Source organism: Microbacterium sp. 2MCAF23, from assembly GCF_052115565.1.
Lineage (GTDB): Bacteria > Actinomycetota > Actinomycetes > Actinomycetales > Microbacteriaceae > Microbacterium.
Genome location: NZ_JBFRGY010000005.1, coordinates 188,318 through 208,205 on the forward strand (window position 1 = coordinate 188,318; position 19,888 = coordinate 208,205).

The 19,888-nt window shown below is 70.8% G+C and carries 19 protein-coding genes; 11 read left to right on the forward strand and 8 right to left on the reverse strand.

Features of this window, described 5'->3' with window-relative positions:
- Positions 1–312: 312 nt before the first annotated feature.
- On the forward strand, positions 313–1,563 hold the full coding sequence (locus AB4078_RS07465) for a sensor histidine kinase (RefSeq protein ID WP_441976588.1): 1,251 nt from the start codon (positions 313–315) through the stop codon (positions 1,561–1,563).
- Complete coding sequence (locus tag AB4078_RS07470) at positions 1,560–2,231, forward strand: response regulator (protein ID WP_440732824.1); 672 nt, start codon at positions 1,560–1,562, stop codon at positions 2,229–2,231. The genes AB4078_RS07465 and AB4078_RS07470 overlap by 4 nt, the downstream gene beginning before the upstream one ends.
- 59 nt (positions 2,232–2,290) lie before the next feature.
- Here AB4078_RS07470 and AB4078_RS07475 read toward each other — a convergent pair whose 3' ends face one another.
- A complete protein-coding gene (locus tag AB4078_RS07475; RefSeq protein ID WP_441976589.1) occupies positions 2,291–2,686 on the reverse strand; it encodes a DUF4190 domain-containing protein in 396 nt (131 codons plus the stop codon).
- Between the two features lie 176 nt (positions 2,687–2,862).
- On the opposite strand from AB4078_RS07475, the gene AB4078_RS07480 reads away from it, so the two are divergent.
- Positions 2,863–4,173, forward strand: coding sequence for an acyltransferase family protein (locus AB4078_RS07480; protein WP_441976590.1), 1,311 nt, complete (start codon positions 2,863–2,865; stop codon positions 4,171–4,173).
- Here AB4078_RS07480 and AB4078_RS07485 read toward each other — a convergent pair.
- Together AB4078_RS07485 and AB4078_RS07490 are read right to left on the reverse strand one after the other, a co-directional pair.
- A complete protein-coding gene (locus AB4078_RS07485) occupies positions 4,144–5,115 on the reverse strand; it encodes a DMT family transporter (protein WP_441976591.1) in 972 nt (323 codons plus the stop codon). The two genes, AB4078_RS07480 and AB4078_RS07485, sit on opposite strands and share 30 nt — an antisense overlap.
- Positions 5,116–5,238: 123 nt before the next feature.
- Positions 5,239–6,165, reverse strand: coding sequence for a hypothetical protein (locus AB4078_RS07490; protein WP_441976592.1), 927 nt, complete (start codon positions 6,163–6,165; stop codon positions 5,239–5,241).
- A 261-nt stretch (positions 6,166–6,426) separates the two neighbouring features.
- Between AB4078_RS07490 and AB4078_RS07495 the strand changes: the two genes are divergently transcribed.
- Together AB4078_RS07495 and AB4078_RS07500 are read left to right on the forward strand one after the other, a co-directional pair.
- Complete coding sequence (locus AB4078_RS07495; RefSeq protein ID WP_440732844.1) at positions 6,427–7,713, forward strand: adenylosuccinate synthase; 1,287 nt, start codon at positions 6,427–6,429, stop codon at positions 7,711–7,713.
- Positions 7,714–7,867: 154 nt separating this feature from the next.
- On the forward strand, positions 7,868–9,001 hold the full coding sequence (locus AB4078_RS07500; RefSeq protein WP_441976593.1) for a lactonase family protein: 1,134 nt from the start codon (positions 7,868–7,870) through the stop codon (positions 8,999–9,001).
- A 30-nt stretch (positions 9,002–9,031) separates the two neighbouring features.
- Here the strand turns inward: AB4078_RS07500 and AB4078_RS07505 are convergent, their stop codons facing one another.
- Positions 9,032–10,045 (reverse strand): LacI family DNA-binding transcriptional regulator, encoded by a 1,014-nt coding sequence (locus AB4078_RS07505; RefSeq protein WP_441976594.1) that lies wholly within the window; start codon positions 10,043–10,045, stop codon positions 9,032–9,034.
- Positions 10,046–10,216: 171 nt separating this feature from the next.
- Between AB4078_RS07505 and AB4078_RS07510 the strand changes: the two genes are divergently transcribed.
- The 6 genes from AB4078_RS07510 (at position 10,217) to AB4078_RS07535 (ending at position 16,253) form a co-directional block, all read left to right on the forward strand.
- Positions 10,217–11,569 (forward strand): ABC transporter substrate-binding protein, encoded by a 1,353-nt coding sequence (locus AB4078_RS07510; RefSeq protein ID WP_441976595.1) that lies wholly within the window; start codon positions 10,217–10,219, stop codon positions 11,567–11,569.
- Positions 11,570–11,571: 2 nt separating this feature from the next.
- Entirely contained in the window at positions 11,572–12,573 is a 1,002-nt protein-coding gene (locus AB4078_RS07515; RefSeq protein WP_441976596.1) for a carbohydrate ABC transporter permease, read from the forward strand.
- Positions 12,570–13,394, forward strand: a complete 825-nt coding sequence (locus AB4078_RS07520; RefSeq protein ID WP_441976597.1) for a carbohydrate ABC transporter permease — start codon at positions 12,570–12,572, stop codon at positions 13,392–13,394. Before AB4078_RS07515 ends, AB4078_RS07520 begins: the two co-directional genes overlap by 4 nt.
- Before the next feature lie 4 nt (positions 13,395–13,398).
- On the forward strand, positions 13,399–14,385 hold the full coding sequence (locus AB4078_RS07525) for a glycosyl hydrolase family 32 (RefSeq protein WP_441976598.1): 987 nt from the start codon (positions 13,399–13,401) through the stop codon (positions 14,383–14,385).
- Positions 14,382–15,536 carry a serine hydrolase domain-containing protein gene (locus AB4078_RS07530; protein ID WP_441976599.1) on the forward strand — a complete coding sequence of 385 codons (1,155 nt, stop codon included), beginning with the start codon at positions 14,382–14,384 and terminating at the stop codon, positions 15,534–15,536. Before AB4078_RS07525 ends, AB4078_RS07530 begins: the two co-directional genes overlap by 4 nt.
- A 102-nt stretch (positions 15,537–15,638) precedes the next feature.
- A complete protein-coding gene (locus tag AB4078_RS07535; protein ID WP_441976600.1) occupies positions 15,639–16,253 on the forward strand; it encodes a hypothetical protein in 615 nt (204 codons plus the stop codon).
- A gap of 21 nt (positions 16,254–16,274) precedes the next feature.
- Here the strand turns inward: AB4078_RS07535 and AB4078_RS07540 are convergent, their stop codons facing one another.
- From AB4078_RS07540 to AB4078_RS07555, 4 genes are read right to left on the reverse strand one after another with little or no spacing between them, the layout of a single operon-like run.
- Positions 16,275–17,141, reverse strand: a complete 867-nt coding sequence (locus AB4078_RS07540) for an ABC transporter permease (protein WP_441976601.1) — start codon at positions 17,139–17,141, stop codon at positions 16,275–16,277.
- The gene (locus tag AB4078_RS07545; RefSeq protein ID WP_441976602.1) at positions 17,138–17,959 is read right to left on the reverse strand and encodes an ABC transporter permease; all 822 of its coding nucleotides are present in this window, start codon (positions 17,957–17,959) and stop codon (positions 17,138–17,140) included. The genes AB4078_RS07540 and AB4078_RS07545 overlap by 4 nt, the downstream gene beginning before the upstream one ends.
- The gene (locus tag AB4078_RS07550; protein WP_440732851.1) at positions 17,949–18,779 is read right to left on the reverse strand and encodes an ABC transporter ATP-binding protein; all 831 of its coding nucleotides are present in this window, start codon (positions 18,777–18,779) and stop codon (positions 17,949–17,951) included. The genes AB4078_RS07545 and AB4078_RS07550 overlap by 11 nt, the downstream gene beginning before the upstream one ends.
- A gap of 13 nt (positions 18,780–18,792) precedes the next feature.
- Complete coding sequence (locus AB4078_RS07555; RefSeq protein ID WP_441976603.1) at positions 18,793–19,857, reverse strand: ABC transporter substrate-binding protein; 1,065 nt, start codon at positions 19,855–19,857, stop codon at positions 18,793–18,795.
- Positions 19,858–19,888: the final 31 nt, after the last annotated feature.

Sequence of the window (19,888 nt, forward strand, 5' to 3'; positions counted from 1 at the left end):
TGGCGGCGTCTGTGTGGCGAAGGATGTGGCGTCGTTGTTCTGGCTCACGTGCGGCTTCCCCCTGGTTCCCGTGTGCACGATCCGGCGACGCGCACCTCTGCCAGCGTAACCGCCGGCGCCTCCACCGCAGCCCCGACGGCATGGGGAGGACTACCCATCGTGGGCTCCCCGCCGCGAACGCGCCGAGGTGAGGCCGACGCGGGGCCGACACCGACATCGCCCGCGCCGAGGTCGATACTGCGGGGTGACGCGCGGGGGCGTGGGACGTCGTAGCGTGGATCGGACCGCACGCGACCGTGGAGAGGGGGCGGCATGACTGTCGAGACCCTGCAGGCTGCAGCGCGTCCGGCGCTGCGTCGCCTCGGGATCCTGCCGCTGCGCGTGACGCCGGGGCGCGCGAATCTCGCGATCTGGGCGGTCGCGATCGCGTGCGCGCTGGCACAGCTCGCGGTCTCCGCCTCGCTCAGCGTCACCCTCTACCGGATCCCGCTCGCGGCGGCGCTGCTGCTGTCGCTCGTGCAGGCGGCGGCCATCGTGCTCGCGCTGTTCGCGCCGGCGTGGGCGACCGTGCTCGCGCTGATCGCGGGCAATGCGCTGTCCGGACTCGCCGTGGCCGCCCCGGGACAGCCGTGGCCGATCGCCGCGTCGACCATCGTCGCCTACGCCCTGGTCTGGGTCGGCGTCGCGCTGCGGGCGCGCTGGTGGCTGCCGGTCGCCGGATGGGCGTTCAGCGTGCTGTCCTCGGTCATGGTCGCCGTGGAGGCGCCCGCGCTGCCCGACGACGGACCGGTGATCGCGAATCTCGTCGTCTTCGCCGCCGTCACACTCGGCGCGGTGCTCGTCGGACTCGGCATCCGCAACTGGTCGCTGCTGCGCGCCCAGCTGCGGACCGAGCGCGCCGCCACCGCCGCGGAACTCGCCCGCCGCGAGGCCGTGCAGGACAAGGCGCGCATCGCCCGCGAACTGCACGACGTGGTCGCGCACGGCATGTCCGCGATCCAGGTGCGCGCGGCCAGCGCGCGGTACCGGATGCCGGATCTGCCCGCGGAGGCGGCCGCCGAGTTCGACGAGGTCGCCGCCACGGCGCGGTCCGCGATGAGGGAGATGCGCGTGATCCTCGGGCTGCTCCGCGATGAGGAGAGCGAGGCGGAGCACGCGCCGCAGCCGGGGCTCGACGACCTCCCGGCGCTCGTCGCCCGGGCGAACGATCTCGCATCCGTCGCGGAGACCGGATCCTGGCAGCTCAATCCCGCCGAGCGGAGCGACCCGCTGCTGGGGCTCACCGCCTACCGCGTGGTGCAGGAGGGGCTGAGCAACGTCGCCCGGCACGCGCCGGGCGCGGCGACGGAGATCGATTGGACCGAGACGCCGACCGAGCGCGGGATCAGGATCCGCAACGCCGCCCCGACGCGAACGGCCGCGCCGCGTGCGGACGACGGAGGGCACGGCCTCCGCGGCATGCGCGAGCGGGTCGAGGCGATGGGCGGCACGGTCGCCGCGGCCGTCACGGGCGATGGCGGGTATGTGCTGCAGGTGCGCATCCCGCGGGAGGAGAAGGCATGACGACGGTGCTCATCGTGGACGACCAGGCCATGCTCCGGGCGGGCTTCGCCGCGATCCTGCAGGCGCAGGACGGGCTGGAGGTCATCGGGCAGGCCGCGGACGGCGCGGAGGGCGTCGACGAGGCGCGCCGGCTGCGCCCCGAGGTGGTGCTCATGGACGTGCGGATGCCGAACCTCGACGGCATCGAGGCGACGCGCCGGATCATCGCCGCCGCCGAGCGCGACGGCCGCACGCCGCCGGCCGTGCTCGTGCTCACCACGTTCGACGCCGACGAATACGTGCACGAGGCCCTGCAGGCCGGGGCCAGCGGGTTCCTGCTCAAGGACGCCCTGCCGGAGGAGCTCGTGCAGGCGGTGCGCGTGGTGGCGGCGGGCGACGCCCTGCTCGCGCCGCGCATCACCCGCCGCCTGCTGGAGCGCTTCGCGGAGAACCGTCCGCGCTCGAACAACGCCGAGCTGCGCCTGAAGGGGCTCACCGAGCGGGAGCACGAGATCCTCGTGCTGATCGGGCGCGGGCAGTCGAACCGCGAGATCGCGGCCGACCTCTTCCTCGCCGAGCAGACCGTCAAGACGCATGTGAGCCGGATCTTCTCCAAGCTGGGGCTGCGCGACCGCGTGCAGGCCGTGATCCTCGCCTACGACGCCGGCCTTGTGGCGCCCGCCGGCTGATGCCGACAACCGTCGCCCGTCGGCTGAGACCGGCCCAGTCGGCCGACGTCGCCCCCGGATCAGCCCGTCTGCGAGACCGCGACGCCGAACACGGAGAGCCCGACCGCGAGGAACAGGATCAGGATCAGCGCCCACACCAGCAGGATCAGGCTCGAGATGATCACGCCGGCCACGGCCATTCCGCGGCCCGCCGGCTCCTTGCGCAGGCCGGCGATGCCCAGGATCAGCGCCGCGATCGGCACGAGGAACGTGAAGCCGAACACGATCGAGACGAGCGCCAGCACCATGGACGCGATGCTCAGGCCCTTGGGCTCCGGCGCCGCGAGGTAGGCCGGCATCGGATAGTACGGCTGGCCGTTCGCGGGGTGCTGCACCATCGGATACGGCGGCGCGGGCTGATACTGCGGCGTGGACTGATAGGGCGGTCCGGGCTGCGGATCCTGCGGATAGGTCATGATTCCCCCTGGTCGGTGCGACGCGATGCGCCGTGACTCCTTTCCTAGCGCAGTCGAGTCGAACTCGCGCGCGCTATCGCGAACTTGCGACACCGAGATCGTGATACCGCAGTAGGGGGTGGATCCGGCTCCGCAGCGGGACGCGGAGGCCGTGACCCGGGCCCGACCGTAGGGGCATGGCACTCCTCAGCCCGATCCTTGCTTCCACGCCGGCACCGCCCGCACGCACGGCCGCTCCCGGTCCCGTCCCCGCGAAGGTCACGCGCGACACGGCCGTCGACGGCGTGCGGGCGATCCTGCTGGGCGTCGTGGTGCTGCTGCACTCGCTCATGGTCGGGGTGAGCGTCGCCGCCGACGGATCCCCGATCCTGCGCAACGCCATGGAGGGCTGGGACGGGTTCGCCCCGCTCACCTGGATCCTGCAGATCATGCCGCTGTTCTTCGTGCTGGGCGGCTTCGCGTCCTACACGCAGTGGACACGGCAGCGGGCGAAGGGCGCCACCACCGGTGAATACGTGGCGGGGCGGATGCGCCGGCTCCTGCTGCCTGCGTCCGGCGCGATCGCGGCGACCGCCGTGGTGCTGGCCGGTCTCGCGATCGCCGGGGTTCCTGCGGAGATCGTCGCGACGGCCGGCTTCCGGATCAGTCAGCCGCTGTGGTTCCTGGGCGTGTACCTCGGCTGCTCCGCACTCGTGCCGGTCATGGTGCGGCTGCACGAGCGGCACCGGATCCGCACCGTCGTCGCGCTCGCCACCGGGGTCGTCGCGATCGACATCCTGCGCGGTGCGACCGGCGTCACCGCGATCGGACTCGTGAACATGGCCTTCGTGTGGCTGCTGCTGCAGCAGCTCGGCTTCGCGGTGGCGGACGGATCCCTCGACCGGATCCGCCGGGCGCCGCTGCTCGTGACCGCCGGCGTGGCGGTCGCGGTGGCAGCCGTGCTCATCCTCAGCGGTGCCGCGCCGGCTGACCTCATCACCGCGCTCAACCCGCCGATGGCGATCCTCGTCGTGGCCGGTGTCGCGCAGGCTGCCCTGTTCCTCGCCCTGCGCCCCCGGCTGCGCACCTGGGCCGCGGGCCCGCGCACCGCGTCCGCGGTGGGCTGGATCAACGCCAGGGCGATGACGATCTACTCCTGGCACATGCTCGTGGTGGCCGCGCTCGCCGGGGCTCTGCTGCTCTCGCCGCTCGCCCTGCCGGTGCCGCTCAGCGCCGAGTGGTGGGCGAGCCGGCCGCTGTGGTTCGCGGCGGCGCTGATCGCGGTGGCCTTCGTGGTCGTCCGTGCGGGTCGACGCGAGGCCGCGCGGGAGACCCGGGCGATCTCGGTCGGCACCGGGCGCGCGACGGCGTCCGCCTTGCTGGGCGTGGCCGGTGTCGTCGTGATCCTCGTGGCCGGATCCGTCCCCTCCGCCTGGGTGGTCGGGGTGATCCTGGTGCTCGCGGCTCTGCGGCTCGCCTCAGCGTGTGGACCTCGGCTCGCGCACTGAGCGTCGCCACCGCAGCCGCGTGACGAGCACCCCGAGCAGGCAGAGCGCGCCGCCGACGAACATGAGCGGTGTCGGCACCTCGCCGAGGATCAGCCACGACAGCAGGATCGCGATCGCCGGCACCACATAGGTGGTCGCGGAGGTCTGCCCCGCGGTGCTGCGCTGCAGCACGTACGCCCAGGTGGTGAAGGCGATCGCCGTCGGGAAGATGCCGAGGTAGACCACCCACAGGGTCGCGTCGATCGGGGCGGTGTGCAGCGCCCCGACGAGGCTGCCCGTCCACGGCAGCAGTGCGATCGTGCCGGCCGCCGCGCCCAGCCAGGTGAGCGTGGTCGCGTCGGCGCCGGCGCTCAGCAGGTGCTTCTGCACGAGCGTGCACCCGGCGTACATGACCGCGGCGAGCAGTGCGAGCAGGAGCCCGGCGATGTCGAGGACGCCGCTCTTCGCCCCGGAGTTCAGGCCGATGAGCACCACGCCGGCGAAGGCGATCGGGGCTCCGATCAGCAACGGCTTGGGGAAACCTTCGCGCAGGAACAGCCCGCTGAAGACGACCACCATGAGCGGCGCCAGGTTGACCACCATCGCCGCGGTGCCGGCGTCGAGGGTGTGCTCGGCGGCGTTGAGCGCTAGGTTGTAGACGCAGAACCAGCCCACGCCCCAGACGGCGACGAGCAGCCAGAGTCGTCGCGACGGCAGACGGATCCCGCGCCTCAGCGCGATGACCGTGAGGGCCACGGTGCCGACCGCCATGCGCAGCAGCGCCAGCGCGCCGGGATCGAAATGCGGACCGGCGCCGCGGATGCCGATGAACGCCGAGGCCCACAGCACCACCGTGACCACGGCCGCCGTCAGGACGAGGGCTCCGTTGCGCCGTGGAGCGGGCGTGGTCGTGCCCTCGCCCTGCGCGGGGCCCCGCATCCGTTCCGGGGTGGTCTCGGTCATGCTTCGATCGTCGCAGAGACCTCCGACAGCGGTCGAGCACGGCGGCTGCCATCGGCCACCGAGATCCCGCCAGGCGCCCCGGCGGAGGACCGCACGCGGTCGTGGCGTGGCGCCCGCACCCCGTCAGATCGAGTTGCGGCGGGCCTGGATGGGCTCGCCGGCGGTGCCGTCCGCATATGCGGCGGTGATCATCGGATTCCCGATCCCCAGATCGAGCGCGCCCGCGCCGACCGTGATCGATGCGCGGCCGGATCCGTCGAAGGTCACGGATCCGGCCGGTGCGCCGCCGTACGTCACGGAGGCGGTCGAGCGGGGCTGCCCGGACAGGCTCAGCGTGTAGCTGCTGAGGATCCGGATCCCGAGCAGGCCGACGGTCTGATTCGGGGTGACCCCCGTGAAGGCGAGGGGCGCGGGAGCGGCGGCGGCCTGCGGTGGCGCGGGTGCCGGCGCCGGTGCGGGCGCCGGGGTGCCGGGCGCGTCGGGAGCGGGGATGCTCTGCGGCGGGAGCGACCCGGGGTCACCGTCCGGGGCGGGCGCATCGGGTGCGGGCGCGGCGACGGTCTCGACGGGAGGCGGGGTCGTCGAGGGAGGCGCCGCGGGGGAGGTCGGTCCGGCGGGCGTCGGGGACCCGCCGCCCTCGAAACCGCCTTGAGTGCGCGGATCCGGATCCCCGAGTGCGGAGATGTCCTGGCCACCGGCCGCGGCATCGCCCGGCGTGCGCGGGAGCCAGAGGCCGGCCGCACCGAGGCCGAGGCACAGCACCACGGCGGCGCCGGACACCCACAGTGCGACCCGGCGCCGCGACGCTGCGTTCCCGGGCGCGGCCTTCCCTGGCACTGCCGGTTCGATCGGCGCGGCGACGGGCAGAGCCAGGGTGTCGGCGAGCGTCGCCCCGGCAGGGGCGAGAGGCGCAGCGAGAGGCGCGGCGAGCTGAGGTCCCCGCAGCGACGCCGCCTCCTGCGACTCGCGGAGCAGGCGCGCCTCACGACGCGTGGCTGCCGCGGGTGAGGCGTGCGGGCCCGCGGAGGGCTGGTCCGTCGGCTCTGTCATCGTGGTGGTCTCCGTCGGGGCACGGCGCCGGCCCCGCGTCCTTCACGTTACCGGCAGCCGCAGGGTTTCTCCTCGGCCGTCGTCGTGCAGGCGCCTCTCCGAGCGGTGCCGGTCGTCGCCGGATCCGGCCGCGCGCCGCTGCCCCGCGGCCGGTCGGCGCCCTCCGATAGACTGGCCCCGCCCGATCGGGCCAGCTCATCAGCCGGTGCAAACCCGGCGAAAGCACGGCGGCCACCGGCCGCACCCAAGGGGGATGCACCCATGCCAGGAATCGTGATCGTCGGCGTCCAGTGGGGCGACGAGGGCAAGGGCAAGGCCACGGATCTGCTCGGCGAGCGCACGGACTGGGTGGTCAAGTTCAACGGCGGCAACAACGCCGGGCACACCGTCGTCGTCGGCGACGAGAAGTACGCCCTGCACCTGCTGCCCTCCGGCATCCTCTCGGCCGGCGTGACCCCTGTGATCGGCAACGGCGTCGTGATCGACCTGGAGGTGCTGTTCCACGAGCTCGAGGCCCTCGGATCCCGGGGCATCGACACGTCGCGTCTGAAGGTGAGCGCCAACGCGCACATCATCACCCAGTACCACCGCACGCTCGACAAGGTCACCGAGCGTTTCCTCGGCAAGCGCATGATCGGCACCACGGGGCGCGGCATCGGGCCCGCCTACGCCGACAAGATCAACCGCGTCGGGATCCGCGTGCAGGACCTGTTCGACGAGAACATCCTGCGCCAGAAGGTCGAGGGCGCCCTCGACCAGAAGAACCACCTCCTCGTGAAGGTCTTCAACCGCCGCGCCATCACGTGCGACGAGATCGTGGAGGACCTGCTCTCCTATGCCGAGCGGCTGCGCCCGATGGTCGCCGACACCGGGCACCTGCTCGACGATGCGCTGCAGCGCGGCGAGGTCGTCGTGTTCGAGGGCGGCCAGGCCACCATGCTCGATGTCGACCACGGCACGTACCCGTTCGTGACGTCCTCCTCGGCGACCGCCGGGGGAGCTGCGACCGGATCCGGCGTCGGCCCCGGCCGTCTGGACCGCATCGTCGGCATCGTGAAGGCCTACACGACGCGCGTCGGATCCGGCCCGTTCCCCACCGAGCTCTTCGACGAGCAGGGCGACTGGCTGCGCGCGCGCGGCTTCGAGTTCGGCACCACCACCGGGCGTCCGCGCCGGGTGGGCTGGTACGACGCGCCGATCACCCGGTACGCGACCCGTGTGAACGGCATCACCGACCTCGTGCTCACCAAGCTCGACATCCTCGACGGTCTGGATCAGGTCCCGGTGTGCGTCGCCTACGACGTCGACGGCGTGCGCTTCGACGACGTGCCGGTGAACCAGAGCGACTTCCACCACGCGAAGCCGATCTTGGAGTACTTCCCGGGCTGGCAGGAGGACATCTCCTCCGCGCGCCGGTTCGAGGATCTGCCGAAGAACGCGCAGGACTACGTGCTCGCGCTGGAGAAGATGAGCGGCACCCGCATCTCGGTGATCGGCGTCGGCCCGGAGCGCGACCAGGTCATCGTCCGGCACGATCTCGTCGACTGACGTGACCCGGTTCTGGGTCGGCGAGTGAGTTCGCCGCATGCCGGAGCCACTCTATTTCGAGTGCACGGCTTATTGACGACTGCACCGGAAGTCGGCGCCAACAACCCGTGCACTCGATAGCAAGCCGTGCACTCGGCGAGAGAGTGAGGATGCGATGACGCGATTCTGGGTCGGCGGCTACGGCGTCGACATGGACGGGCCGGCCGACGGCATCGGCGTGCTGGCGGTCGATGAGGGACGCGGCCCGACGACCCTCGCCTATCGCGGCGCCGTCGCTCCCGCGCCGTCGCCCTCGTGGCTCGCGCAGCACCCGACGCTCGACGTCGTCTATGCGGCGCTCGAGGGTTCCGGCGAGGTCGCCGCGTTCGCGCGCACCGGCGAGAGGGCTCTGCGCCCGCTCGGGCGGCCCGTCGCGGCGGGGCAGTACGTGTGCCACCTCGCCGTCGCCCCGGACGGGCGGTTCCTCGTCGCGAGCTGCTACGGCGACGGCCGTGTGGTGCGGATCGGGCTGGACGCGGCCGGCAGGCTCGTGCCGGATGCGCGCGACAAGGCCGCCGAGCTGCGGGCGGCCCTGTTCGGCGAGGGCTCGGACGAAGCCGGCGAGAGCGGCGACGGCGCCGCTGACCCGATGGCTGCGGCCGACCCGTACGCCTCGGATCCGAATCGTCTGGATCCGAACGGCGATCCCCGGGTCTCGCATGCGCACGCCGCGGCGTTCCTGCCCGACGGGCGGATCGCCACGACCGACCTCGGCTACGACCTCGTGCGGATCTGGCGTCCTGCGGCGTCGGGGCTGACGCTCGACTATGAGGTCGTGCTGCCGCGCGGATCCGGGCCGCGGCACATGGTCGTCCATCCCAGCGGGCACCTGCACGTGGTCACCGAGTACTCGTGCGAGCTGTTCACGCTCGCCGCCGACCGTGAGGGGCGCTGGGAGCTGGTCTCCGGCACCCCGGTGTCGGCGATCGTGACGCCCGGGCACGACTACCCGGCCGAACTCAGCCGCTCCCGCGACGGCGAGACGCTGTACGCAGGAGTGCGCGGCAGCAACACAATTGCCGCGTTGCGCGTGCGCGGATCCGGTGAGCGGGTCGAACCCCTCGCGCTCGCCGACGCGGGAGTGGACTGGCCGCGCCACCACCTCGTGCACGACGGTGCGCTGCTCGTCGCGGGCCAGCGCTCGAATGAGATCAGCGTGCTGGAGCTGGATGACCGTACCGGTGCGCCGGGTCGTGTCCGGCACCGCACCCCCGCGCCGGCCCCGACGCACCTGCTGCCCGCGCGCTGAGCGCGGGCGAACGGAAGCCGCGGCCCTCGGCTAGCGTCCGCCGGGTCTGCCCACGGAGTCGCGCATGACGACCGGCATCGGGATCAGCGACTCGGTCGCGGACTCGGGGTGCAGGATCAGGTCGACCGCGCGGGCGCCCATCGCCTCGTGGGGGAGGGCGACCGTGGTCAGTCCGGGGCGCAGGTAGGCGGCGATCTCGTCGTTGTCGAACGACATGATCGACAGGTCCTCCGGGATGCGCACTCCGAGCTCGCCGGCCGCCTGGTAGGCCCCGAATGCGAGTCGGTCGTTCATCGCGAGGATCGCCCTGGGCGGGTTCTTCTGCCGTAGCAGGCGTCGTGTGGCCTGGTAGCCCTCGTCGGGCTCCCATAGCCACACCGAGACCTCCGCGACGAACGCGAGGTCCTGATCCGCCATCGCATCCCGGATCCCGGCGACGCGCTGGGCGACGGTGGCCGAACGGAAGAGCTCCTTCTCCTTCGCCTCGCTCTGGCCGAGCAGGGCGATGCCGTCGCGGAAGCCGGCGTCCAGGAGCACCTGGATCGCGGCGCGCCCTCCTCGGTACTCGTCGGGGAGCACGGAGTGAGGGAAACGGCTGTTGGTGGCGTTCAGCATCACCGCGGGCGTCTCGATGGGCATGTCGGGGAGGAAGAGCTCCCGTGCGCGCATGGCCGCGAAGACGATGCCGTCGACCTGTCGGTCGAGCGCGGCGCCGATCGCCTCCGTCTCGCGCTTCGGCTCGCCCCCGGTCTCGAGCACCATCATGACGTGCCCGGCCGCCTCTGCGGCCGACAGGGCACCCTTGATGAGCCCGGACGCGAACCGGGTGGTCGCGACGACATCCGAGATGAAGGCGATCGTCTGCGTCTTGTTGGTCTTGAGCCCGCGGGCGGCGACGTTGGGGCGGTATCCGAGCTCAGCGGCCGCGGCGTGCACGCGGTCGTGCGCCTCCTGGGAGAGGCGGGTGTCGGGTTTGCCGTTCAGGATCATCGACGCGGCGGAGACGGAGAGGCCGGCCTTCTTGGCGACATCGGTCAGGGTCACGCGCCTGCTCAGCATCGAGAACGTCCTCCTTGTCTGCGTGCGGTGGCCCTACGCGGCCCGGCTCGTGTCCTGCAGTTGACAAACGTACGCGAGTTGGTTCAGTATTGGCCCGCTGAAAGCTTTCAGCAAAGGGAATCGGGAGTTTTGCTCCCACGACAAAGGAGTCTCTGCATGTCCGCATCTGCACGGGGAAGGCGGGTGCGCGGCGCAACGACCGTCGCCGTGATCGCCTCGCTCGCCGCCATTGCCCTCACGGCGTGCGCGCCCGGTTCGTCGACCGGCGGCGCGACCGCTGCGACGAAGGTCAGCACCGAGCTGACGAAGGACAAGGTCCAGCTCACGATCGCCGACGAGACCGGCTTCCCGCTGACGGACGAGCTCACCAAGGAGTTCACCAAGCAGCACCCGAACATCACATTCAAGATCACCCGCGACACGTTCCAGAACCTCACCGCGAACGCGCCGAAGCTGCTCGCGAGCTCCACGCCGCCGGACCTGATCCGGCTCCCCACCTTGGGCGACACGGTGAAGGACGGCCTGGTCGCCAACCTCGACCCGTACTTCACGGCGTACGGCTGGGACAAGTGGTCACCGGCGCAGCTCGCTCCGCTGCGGATGACGGCCGACGGGGTCCGCGGGAGCGGATCGCTGTACCAGCTCGGCCTCGGCTACAGCGTCACCGGCATCTTCATGAACGCGAAGCTCGCGCAGCAGGCCGGCATCAGCGCGCCGCCGGAGACGCTCGGCGAGCTCGAGGAGGACTTCGCCAAGGCCAAGGCGGCCGGCATCGCGCCCCTGGTCGAGGGCGACAAGGACGGCGTCGTCAACTTCGCCGTGCAGGCGGCGATGAACCAGTACGCCGACAAGCAGCAGTTCCTCGACTGGATGTTCAACAAGCCGGGGGCCAGGTTCAGCACGCCCGGCAACGTCAAGGGCGCCGAGCTGATCCGCACCTGGGCCGACGCAGGCTACTTCCCGTCGGACATCAACGCCCTCGACTACTTCTCCTTCGTCAGTCGCTTCCAGGACGACGGCGGTGTGTTCACGTTCAACGGCAACTGGGAGGCGACGAACTACGCGAAGAAGCTCGGCAAGGATCTGACGTTCTTCCTCGTGCCGCCGGCCGAGAAGGGCGGCAAGCACGTCGCGATGGGCGCGGCGAACTCGTTCTCCGCCGCGGCCAAGTCCAAGCACCTCAACGAGGTGGCGTACTTCCTCAACTGGGTGCACACGAACGACAAGGCGCGTCAGATCGTCGTCGACGTCACCGGGGCGGCCCCCGGAGGAGACCCGTCGCAGGCGCAGCCGAAGGTCGAGAAGGGCTCGATCACCGAGCAGGTCCTCGCGGCCGCCGCGCAGGTCGCCAAGGAGGACGGCCAGGTCGACTTCATGGCGAATACCACGGCGGGCATCTACGCCGGGGTGATCATCCCCGAATCCCAGCTGCTCGTGACCTCCCAGATCTCGGGTCAGGAGTACGTCGACAAGGTGCAGGCGTTCTACGCCCAGGAAATGAAGAAGTAGCCATGACGTCCATGCGGTCTCGCTCCGGCGGGGACACGACCTCCCCCGCCCTGTCGGCACGATGGGTGGCTCGCGACCTCGCCCGCGAGGCCGCCACCGAGCCGACCGGCCGCCCGCCCGCCCGACGCCGGTCGGCGGGGCGCGCCGGCCGGATCGGCTGGGTGCTCGTCGCTCCGGCCCTGTTCTTCTACGCGGCGTTCGTGCTCTGGCCCCTGATCCAGGGCGTCCAGTACTCGTTCTACGAGTGGAACGGCATCGGCCCCTCCACCTGGGTCGGGCTCTCCAACTACCTGACGGTGTTCACGGATCCGGATCTCCTCGGGGCGATCCGCAACGCCTTCGTCCTGATCGCGTTCTTCACCGTCATCCCGGTCACGGCGGGGCTCGTCCTCGCCACGCTGATCCGCTCGGTGCGCGCCGGCTTCTTCTCGAGCGCGTCGCAGACGATCCTGTTCCTGCCCCAGATCATCCCGCTGGCCGCTGCAGGCATCGCGTGGTCGTGGATGTACGCCCAGACCGGCGCGGTCAACCAGATCCTCGGCTGGATCGGGCTGGGCGGGCTCGCGCGCCCGTGGCTCGGCGACTACCAGACGGCCCTGCCGGCCGTGGGCCTGATCGGCTCGTGGACCCTCACCGGGCTGTGCACCGTGCTGCTGCTCACCGGCATCGGCAAGATCGACGTCTCGCTGTACGAGGCGGCTCGTCTGGACGGCGCGGGATGGTGGCGCGAGTTCTTCACCATCACCATCCCGGGGCTGCGCCAGGAGCTGGCCGTGCTGGTGACCATCACGATCATCGCCGCGCTGAGCAGCTTCGACATCATCTACACCACCACCCTCGGCGGCCCAGGACGGGCCACCCTCGTGCCGGGCATCTCCATCTACCGGATCGGCTTCACCCAGAGCGAGGTGGGGCTCGCCTCCGCCTTCGGGATCGTCCTGATGATCCTCGTGCTCGCGGTGGTCCTCCCGATCCAGCGTCTCTCGAAAGTCCGTGACAAATGATCGTCAACCCGATCGAGAAGTGGACGGGGCGGGTGCTCCTCGTCCTGGTCCTCGTGCTCACCGTCATCCCGCTGCTGAACATGGTTTCGGCCGCTCTGCAGCCGGCCGACGTGAACCCGACCGGGCTCGCCTGGCCGTCGGATCCCCAGTGGGGGAACTTCTTCGAGGCGTTCAACACCGGGCACGTGTGGGAACTCCTCGGCTCGAGCGCGCTCGTCGTGCTGGGCGTGGTGCCGATCAGCCTGATCGTGGCGTCGCTCGCCGGCTACGCGCTCGGCGGGATCAGGATGCGCGGCTCGCGCGCCGTGCTCATCCTGTTCATCCTCGGGCTCACGATCCCGTTCGAGGCGATCATCATCCCGCTGTACTACGAGATGCAGTCGCTCAACGTGCTCAACACCCAGTGGGCGATCATCCTCCCGCTCATCGGGCTGTTCATGCCGTTCAGCGTGTTCTGGATGAGGGCGCACTTCGTCGGCGTGCCCGAGGAGCTCGCCGAGGCCGCCCGCATGGACGGCGCCGGCATGTGGCAGGAACTGAGGCACATCCAGCTGCCACTCGCCCGGCCGGCGCTGTCGGCGCTGGCGATCCTGCTGTTCCTGTGGACGTGGAACCAGTTTCTGCTGCCCGTGGTGCTCGTCTCGGATCCCCTGCAGCGCACCGTCGCGGGAGCGCTCACGTTCTTCCAGGGCCAGTACAGCCTGAGCATCCCGCTGCTGAACGCGGGCGCGCTGATCATCATCCTCCCCACCGTCCTGATCTTCGTGATCTTCCAGCGCCAGTTCATCAAGGCGCTGATCCAGGGCGCGGTCAAGGGCTGACGGGATGGGGTTCAGCACACGGGATCACTGGGTCTGGGATTTCTGGGTCGCCGACGACGGCGACCTGTTCCACCTGTTCTATCTGCATGCTCCGATGTCACTCGTGGATCCGGATCTCCGGCATCGCAACGCCCGCATCGGCCATGCCACCTCGCGCGACCTCGTAGAGTGGACGGACCACGGCGTCGCGCTGACCCCCGGTGAGCCGGGGGAGATGGACGCCTCGGCGACCTGGACAGGCAGCGTGATCCGCGCCGACGACGGATCGTGGCGGATGTTCTACACGGGCTCGAGGTTCCTCGCGCCGAACGAGGTCGCGAACATCGAGACCGTGGGCGTCGCCCGATCGGAAGACCTGTTCACGTGGCACAAGCTCCCCGAGGTGCGGCTCTCGGCCGATCCGCAGTGGTACGAGCTCCTTCCCGACGGCACGTGGCACGAGGAGGCATGGCGCGACCCCTGGGTGTTCCGCGACCCCCACGGGGACGGGTGGCACATGCTCGTGACCGCGCGGTCGCGCACGGGCACGACGACTCGTGACCGCGGGGTCGTCGGGCACGCCCGGTCGGCCGATCTCTCCGAATGGTGCATCGGTCCGCCGCTCACCGAGCCCGGTACGGGGTTCGCGCACCTGGAGGTGCCGCAGCCCGTGCGCCTGAGCGAGCGCGACTGGCTGCTGTTCTCGTGCGACGCGGCCCATCTCGCCGGCGACCGCCACGGCGGGCGGGGCGGGATCTGGATCGCCCCCGCGGCTTCGCCCACGGGGCCGTACGACCTCGACCGGGCAGAACTGCTCGCGGACGAACGCTATTACGCGGGGCGCGTGGTCACGGACCGCGCGGGCACCCCTTGGCTGCTCGCCTTCGAGAACGCCGGATCGGGCGGTGCCTTCGCCGGGCGCCTCACCGATCCACTCGCCCTGGACCAGACAGGTCCGACCCCTCGGTTGGCCGATTCGCGGGCAGCCGACGATGCAGAGGAGACGCCATGACGCGGACCGACATCCACGGAACTGCCGAGGGCGGGTACGAGGAGGTCGCCGAGGCGTTCGCGGACGCCTTCGTCGGACGGCCGACGATGGGCGCCGGTCTGACGGTCCGCGTCGACGGCCGGAGGGTGGTGCACCTCTGGGGCGGCGTCGCCGACGAGCAGCGGGCGACGTCGTGGGACGAGGACACCGCATCTGTGATCTTCTCGTGCACCAAGGGCGTGATGTCGGTGCTGATCGCGCGGCTGGTGCAGGAGGGGCTGCTCGACTACGAGCAGCCGGTCGCGCGGTACTGGCCGGAGTTCGCGGCCGCCAGTAAGGCCGACGTGACGGTCGCAGAGCTGCTGGCGCATCGGGCGGGACTCTCCGCCTTCCGGCGCGCCCTCACCCTGGATCAGGCGCTCGACTGGTCTTTCGTCACGGCCGCGCTCGCCGCGCAGGAGCCGCTGTGGGCACCGGGCACCGGTTACGCCTACCACGCGATCACCCACGGCTGGCTCGCAGGCGAGCTCGTGCGACGGGCGACGGGGCAGTTGCCCGGCGGGTACCTCGCGCGCATGGCGGAGGCTTGGTCGGACGGGATCTGGATCGGCCTGCCCGACGCCCAACGCTCCCGTATCGCCCACCTGCAGGCGTCGGAGAGCCAGCGAGAGGCGGGACGGCAGCTCGAGGCGGCAGAATCCCCGTGGACGCCACGGGCGATGACGCTCGGCGGCGCCTTCCCCGCGGCGCTGGTGACTCCGGGAAGCGGGTTCAACGATCCGGGCGTGCAGGCGGCGCAGATCCCGGGCGCCGGCGGGATCGCCACGACCGATGCGTTGAGCGCCTTCTGGTCGGCCACCGTCACGGAGACCGATGGCGTGCGCCTGATCGACGACGCGGTCCTCGATCAGGCGCTGATCCCGATGAGTGCGGGCGAGCCGGTGTTCCCCACCGACGGCCCCTGGCCCCGGTGGGCGCGCGGGTTCCAGCTCGACTCCGAGGCGCGACGCTACCTGGGCGAGGCAAGCTTCGGCCACGACGGCGCCGGGGGCCAGGTCGCCTTCGCCGACCGCGACGCCCGCGTGGGGTTCGCGTTCGTGACCAACTGGATGGAGGCCGGTGCGGACGACCGCGCCACGAACATCGTCGACGCGCTCCGGCGCAGCGTCTGATCACCGAGGGGCCAGACCGGGGCGCGGGCGCCAACACCTACCGGGCACCCGCACCGATGCACCTGCTGCTCGCGCGCTGAGTCCCGCCCCTAGACTCCTGCCATGACCCCTCCGCCCTCGGCGTCCGTCGGCCAGGTCGTGGTGCTGCTCGAGCGCTGGCCGGATCCGGTTCCGCCCGCCGAGCTCCCCATCCGGGGCGCGATGCGGGCCGGCGCCCGCGTCGTCTTCGTGGTGCTGCTGCTCCTCGCCACGGTCGTGGGGGCGGGCACGGTCGTCCCGCTCTGGACCCTGCCGACTCCGGGCGTCTGGTTCTCCGTGCTCTTCACCGTGTTCATCGCGGTGGTCGTCGTCGTGCTCTGGCTCGTCTACATCGGTGCGCTGGCCCACAGCGCGTCGAGGGTGCGCGCGCGGACGCGCTGGCGTGCAGCGGCCGGTCGCATCGAGCGACTCGACGGCACGGTCGTCGCGCGCACGGTGTCGACGATCGAGGACGGCGGCGTGGACCGCTTCGAGCTCGCGGTCGACACGTCGCAGGGCCGGTCGTCGGCGACGTGGGAGCGTCCGAACGCCCGGTCCAGGATGCTCTTGCAGACCCAGGTGCCGGGCGTGGGCGCGAGCGCGCGGGTGTGGCGGATCCGGCAGGCCGGAGCCGAAGATCCGCTGGTCGTCGAGATCCTGGATCCGTCGGTGGTGGCCTCTCCATCCGCGCAGCAGTGACCGACCGCGAGGATCCGGACGCTACGCCGCCTGCGGACGCATGCCCATCCGGGCCAGCACGACGTCCTCCACGATCTGGATCACGTTGTAGAGAAGCAGCGAGACGACGGTGACCACCACGACGGATGTCCACAGCGCGGTGAACTGCGCCTGTGGGATGAAGCCGCCGATCGAGCCGCCGATCCCGCCGCCGACCGCCAGCCACTCGGCCAGCAACGCGCCGGTGATCGCGCCGGGGACCGAGATGCGCACCGCGGCGAAGAAGGCGGGAAGCGAAGCGGGCATCGCCACTTTCCGCAGCTTGGCCCAGGCGCCGCCGCCGTAGACCTCCACGAGGTCGTTCATCTGCGCGGAGGCCGACTTCAGCCCGAACGAGATGTTTACCAGCGCGGGGAACAGCACGACGATGCCGCCGATCACGGCGACGGTCCAGAGGTCGCGCCCGAAGATCATGATGATTACCGGAGCCATCGCGATGAGCGGAACGGAGCGCAGCAGCATCGCCACCGGCATGAGCGCGTGCTCGACGCCGCGACTCAGCTGGAAGGCCGCAGCGCCGAGCAGCGCGACAACCAGACCTGCCGCGAATCCGATCGCCGAGTGCCCGAGCGTCACGGCGAGATTGCCGAGGATGAGTTCCCGGTTCGCTGCAGCGGCGGGGACGACGAACAGATACCGCCACACATCGACGGGGCCCTTCGCGATGAGCGGGGACACTCCCGACAGCCAGAGCACGCCGACCCAGAGGACGCCGACCGTGAGCAGCGTCAGCAGGGAGGTGAGTAGTCCCCAGCCTGCGGCGGAGAGCACCCGCCTGGTGCGCTCGCGCCGCAGCCGGGCGTCGACGTCGACGATGGATTGCGCGGCGGTGACGGTGATCACGGTCATCGCGAGGCTCCCTTCGACCAGGGGGTGAGGGATCTCGCGGCCAGACCCACCAGCGCGAACCCGGCGAGGGCGACCGCACCGCTGGCGAGCGCCAGCCCCCACACGACGGCCGCGTCGGAGTTCTGCTGGGCGAGGATCATGGCGAGACCGACGCCGCGCTCGATCTTGCCGAAGAACTCGCCGAGCACGGCGCCGAGGAACGCCGCCGGCACGGCGATCTGCAGCGCGTTCAGCACGGCGGGCAGCGCCGCGATGAAGCGCACCTTGACGAGCTGAGTGAATGCGGATCCGCCGTACACGGTGACGACGTCGAGGCTCGCCCGGTCGGCCGACTTCAACCCCAGCAGGGCGCCCACGACGGTTGTGAAGAACACCGACAATGCGGCGAGGAAGACCGCGGTCCCGCTCGGCTGCCCTGCCGCGGCGGGAGGCCCGATGAGCACCACGGCGAGCATGCCCACGGCGACGATCGGGACGCAGTAGGTCGTGATCGCGAGCTGCATCGCCACGCCCTCCAGCTTCGGGATCACGAGCACGACGGCGGACAGCAGCAGCGCCAGTCCGTTGCCCCACAGGTAGCCGATCCCGGCCTCGGCGAGGGTCACCGCGAAGTTCTGCTCGTAGTAGGTCCATCCGCTGCGCACGAAGCCGGCCAGCACCTGGGGCGGAGTCGGCACGGTGATCGTGCCCACCGCGCTCCTGCCGAAGGCCGCCGCGACGATCCACCAGAACGCGAACAGCACCACGGCGCCGATCACGCCGATCATCCACGGCGGCAGACATCGCCCGGCAAGCGCGGTGCGTGCGTCAGTGGTCATCGGCCGCGGCGCCCCCGACGCCGAAGAGCAGTTCGGATGCCTCGTCGACGTAGGCGTGGAACTCCGGCGTGCGCATCATCTCGGGTGTGCGCGGGCGCGGCAGATCGATCGTCATGACGGCCTTGACGCGCCCTGGACGCGGGCTCATCACGGCCACCTGATCGGAGAGGAAGATCGCCTCGGACACGCCATGGGTGACCAGCAGCGTGGTCGCCGGCTTCTCTGTCCAGATCCGCAGCAGCTCGAGGTTGAGTTTCTGCCGGGTCATGTCGTCGAGTGCACCGAACGGCTCGTCGAACAGCAGCACGTCGGGCTTGAGAATCAACGAGCGTGCGATCGAGACGCGCTGGCGCATGCCGCCGGAGAGCTGGGCCGGCTTCGCCTTCTCGAACCCCGTGAGGCCGACGAGCTCGATGAGCTCCGAGACGTACGCCTTGTCGACGCTCTGCCCGGCGATCTCGAAGGGCAGCCGCACGTTCGACATCACGCTGCGCCACGGCATCAGTGCGGAGTCCTGGAAGGCGATGCCGAGCTTGTGCGCACGGCGCAGCTCGTCGGGGCTGCGTCCGTCGACCCGGGTCGTGCCGCTCGTGGGGCGCTCGAGACCGGCGAGGATGCGCAGGATCGTCGACTTCCCGCAGCCGGACGGGCCGAGCAGCGAGAGGAAGGTTCCCTGTGCGGTGTGCAGATCGGTGTCCTGCAGCGCGACGACGCTCTTGCGTCCGCTCGTGAACACCTTGTTCAGGGCTGTGATCTGCAGGCCGGTGCCCAGAGCGACGCTCTGGGCACCGGCCGCGGCCCTGATCGCGGAATCCGACATGGCGGTGGCCGTGTCAGCCCGCGTACTTCACCAACTCGGGGTGGGTCTTGTAGACCTCCTCGAGCAGTGACAGGTCGAAAAGATCCTTGGGGGTCAGAGTGACGCCGGCCCCGGCCAGGCTCTTGATCGTGCTCTTCTGCAGCTCGTCCGAGATGGTGAAGAGCCCGTTCTTCGCGGTCTCGTCGGAGACGACGAGCTTCTCGGCCTGCTCCTTGGCGCCGGCGATCGAGTTCGTCAGATCCAGCTTGAGGTCCTTGCCGTAGTTCTCGACGGCCAGCTTCGCGCCGGCTTCCGGATCCTTGACCGCGTCGGTCCAGCCCTTGATCTCGGCCACCAGGAACGACTTCAGCCGCTCGCGATGCTTCGCGATCATGTCGTCGGTGGTCGTGACGGTCTCGGCCACGAAGGGCAGCCCGTTGTCGGCGAACGGCAGGTTGGTGGTCTCGACGCCCTTGGCTTTGACCGTGATCGCCTCATTGGTGAGGTAGGCGATGAAGCCGTCGACGTCGCCGTTGAGCAGGGGCGCCGGGTCGTACTGAACGGGAACGATCGTCACGTCCTTGTCCGTGAGCCCGTTGGCGGCGAGCAGCGCCTTGAACAGTGCGGTGTTCGAGTCCTGGACGCCGATCTTCTTGCCCTTGAGGTCGGCGGGCGTGGCGATGTCGCCCTTGCTCTTCAGGGACAGCACCGTGAACGGGTTCTTCTGGTACGTGGTGCCGATGATCTTCAGCGGCGCGCCCTCACTCGCCACGACGGATCCGATCGAGACGGCATCGGAGAGGGCGATGTCGGTCTTGCCCGACAGCAGCTCGGCGGCGCCCGTGGACGGGCCGGGAGTGAGCGTGACGGTGAGGCCGGCGTCCTTGTAGTAGCCCTTCGAGTCGGCGAAGAACTCGCCGGAGAACTCCTCGTTCTTGATCCAGCTGAGCTGGACGTTGAGTTTTCCGCCGTCGGATGCGCCCTCGGTGGGCGTCTGAGCCGCCGAGCCGCCGCTCGAGCAGGCGCTCAGTGCGATCGCGGTGACGGCCGCGGCGGCGAGTGCCGCCAGCGAGCGCCGGAGCGAGGAGTGAGATGTCATGTGCGGGTCTCCTGCCGGTGAAGCTCTTCGG

Coding starts and splice junctions, on each gene's coding strand:
- AB4078_RS07465 (WP_441976588.1), top strand. CDS start 313: ATGACTGTCGAGACCCTGCAGGCTGCAGCGCGTCCGGCGCTGCGTCGC.
- AB4078_RS07470 (WP_440732824.1), top strand. CDS start 1,560: ATGACGACGGTGCTCATCGTGGACGACCAGGCCATGCTCCGGGCGGGC.
- AB4078_RS07475 (WP_441976589.1), bottom strand. CDS start 2,686: ATGACCTATCCGCAGGATCCGCAGCCCGGACCGCCCTATCAGTCCACG.
- AB4078_RS07480 (WP_441976590.1), top strand. CDS start 2,863: ATGGCACTCCTCAGCCCGATCCTTGCTTCCACGCCGGCACCGCCCGCA.
- AB4078_RS07485 (WP_441976591.1), bottom strand. CDS start 5,115: ATGACCGAGACCACCCCGGAACGGATGCGGGGCCCCGCGCAGGGCGAG.
- AB4078_RS07490 (WP_441976592.1), bottom strand. CDS start 6,165: ATGACAGAGCCGACGGACCAGCCCTCCGCGGGCCCGCACGCCTCACCC.
- AB4078_RS07495 (WP_440732844.1), top strand. CDS start 6,427: ATGCCAGGAATCGTGATCGTCGGCGTCCAGTGGGGCGACGAGGGCAAG.
- AB4078_RS07500 (WP_441976593.1), top strand. CDS start 7,868: ATGACGCGATTCTGGGTCGGCGGCTACGGCGTCGACATGGACGGGCCG.
- AB4078_RS07510 (WP_441976595.1), top strand. CDS start 10,217: ATGTCCGCATCTGCACGGGGAAGGCGGGTGCGCGGCGCAACGACCGTC.
- AB4078_RS07515 (WP_441976596.1), top strand. CDS start 11,572: ATGACGTCCATGCGGTCTCGCTCCGGCGGGGACACGACCTCCCCCGCC.
- AB4078_RS07520 (WP_441976597.1), top strand. CDS start 12,570: ATGATCGTCAACCCGATCGAGAAGTGGACGGGGCGGGTGCTCCTCGTC.
- AB4078_RS07525 (WP_441976598.1), top strand. CDS start 13,399: ATGGGGTTCAGCACACGGGATCACTGGGTCTGGGATTTCTGGGTCGCC.
- AB4078_RS07530 (WP_441976599.1), top strand. CDS start 14,382: ATGACGCGGACCGACATCCACGGAACTGCCGAGGGCGGGTACGAGGAG.
- AB4078_RS07535 (WP_441976600.1), top strand. CDS start 15,639: ATGACCCCTCCGCCCTCGGCGTCCGTCGGCCAGGTCGTGGTGCTGCTC.
- AB4078_RS07540 (WP_441976601.1), bottom strand. CDS start 17,141: ATGACCGTGATCACCGTCACCGCCGCGCAATCCATCGTCGACGTCGAC.
- AB4078_RS07545 (WP_441976602.1), bottom strand. CDS start 17,959: ATGACCACTGACGCACGCACCGCGCTTGCCGGGCGATGTCTGCCGCCG.
- AB4078_RS07550 (WP_440732851.1), bottom strand. CDS start 18,779: ATGTCGGATTCCGCGATCAGGGCCGCGGCCGGTGCCCAGAGCGTCGCT.
- AB4078_RS07555 (WP_441976603.1), bottom strand. CDS start 19,857: ATGACATCTCACTCCTCGCTCCGGCGCTCGCTGGCGGCACTCGCCGCC.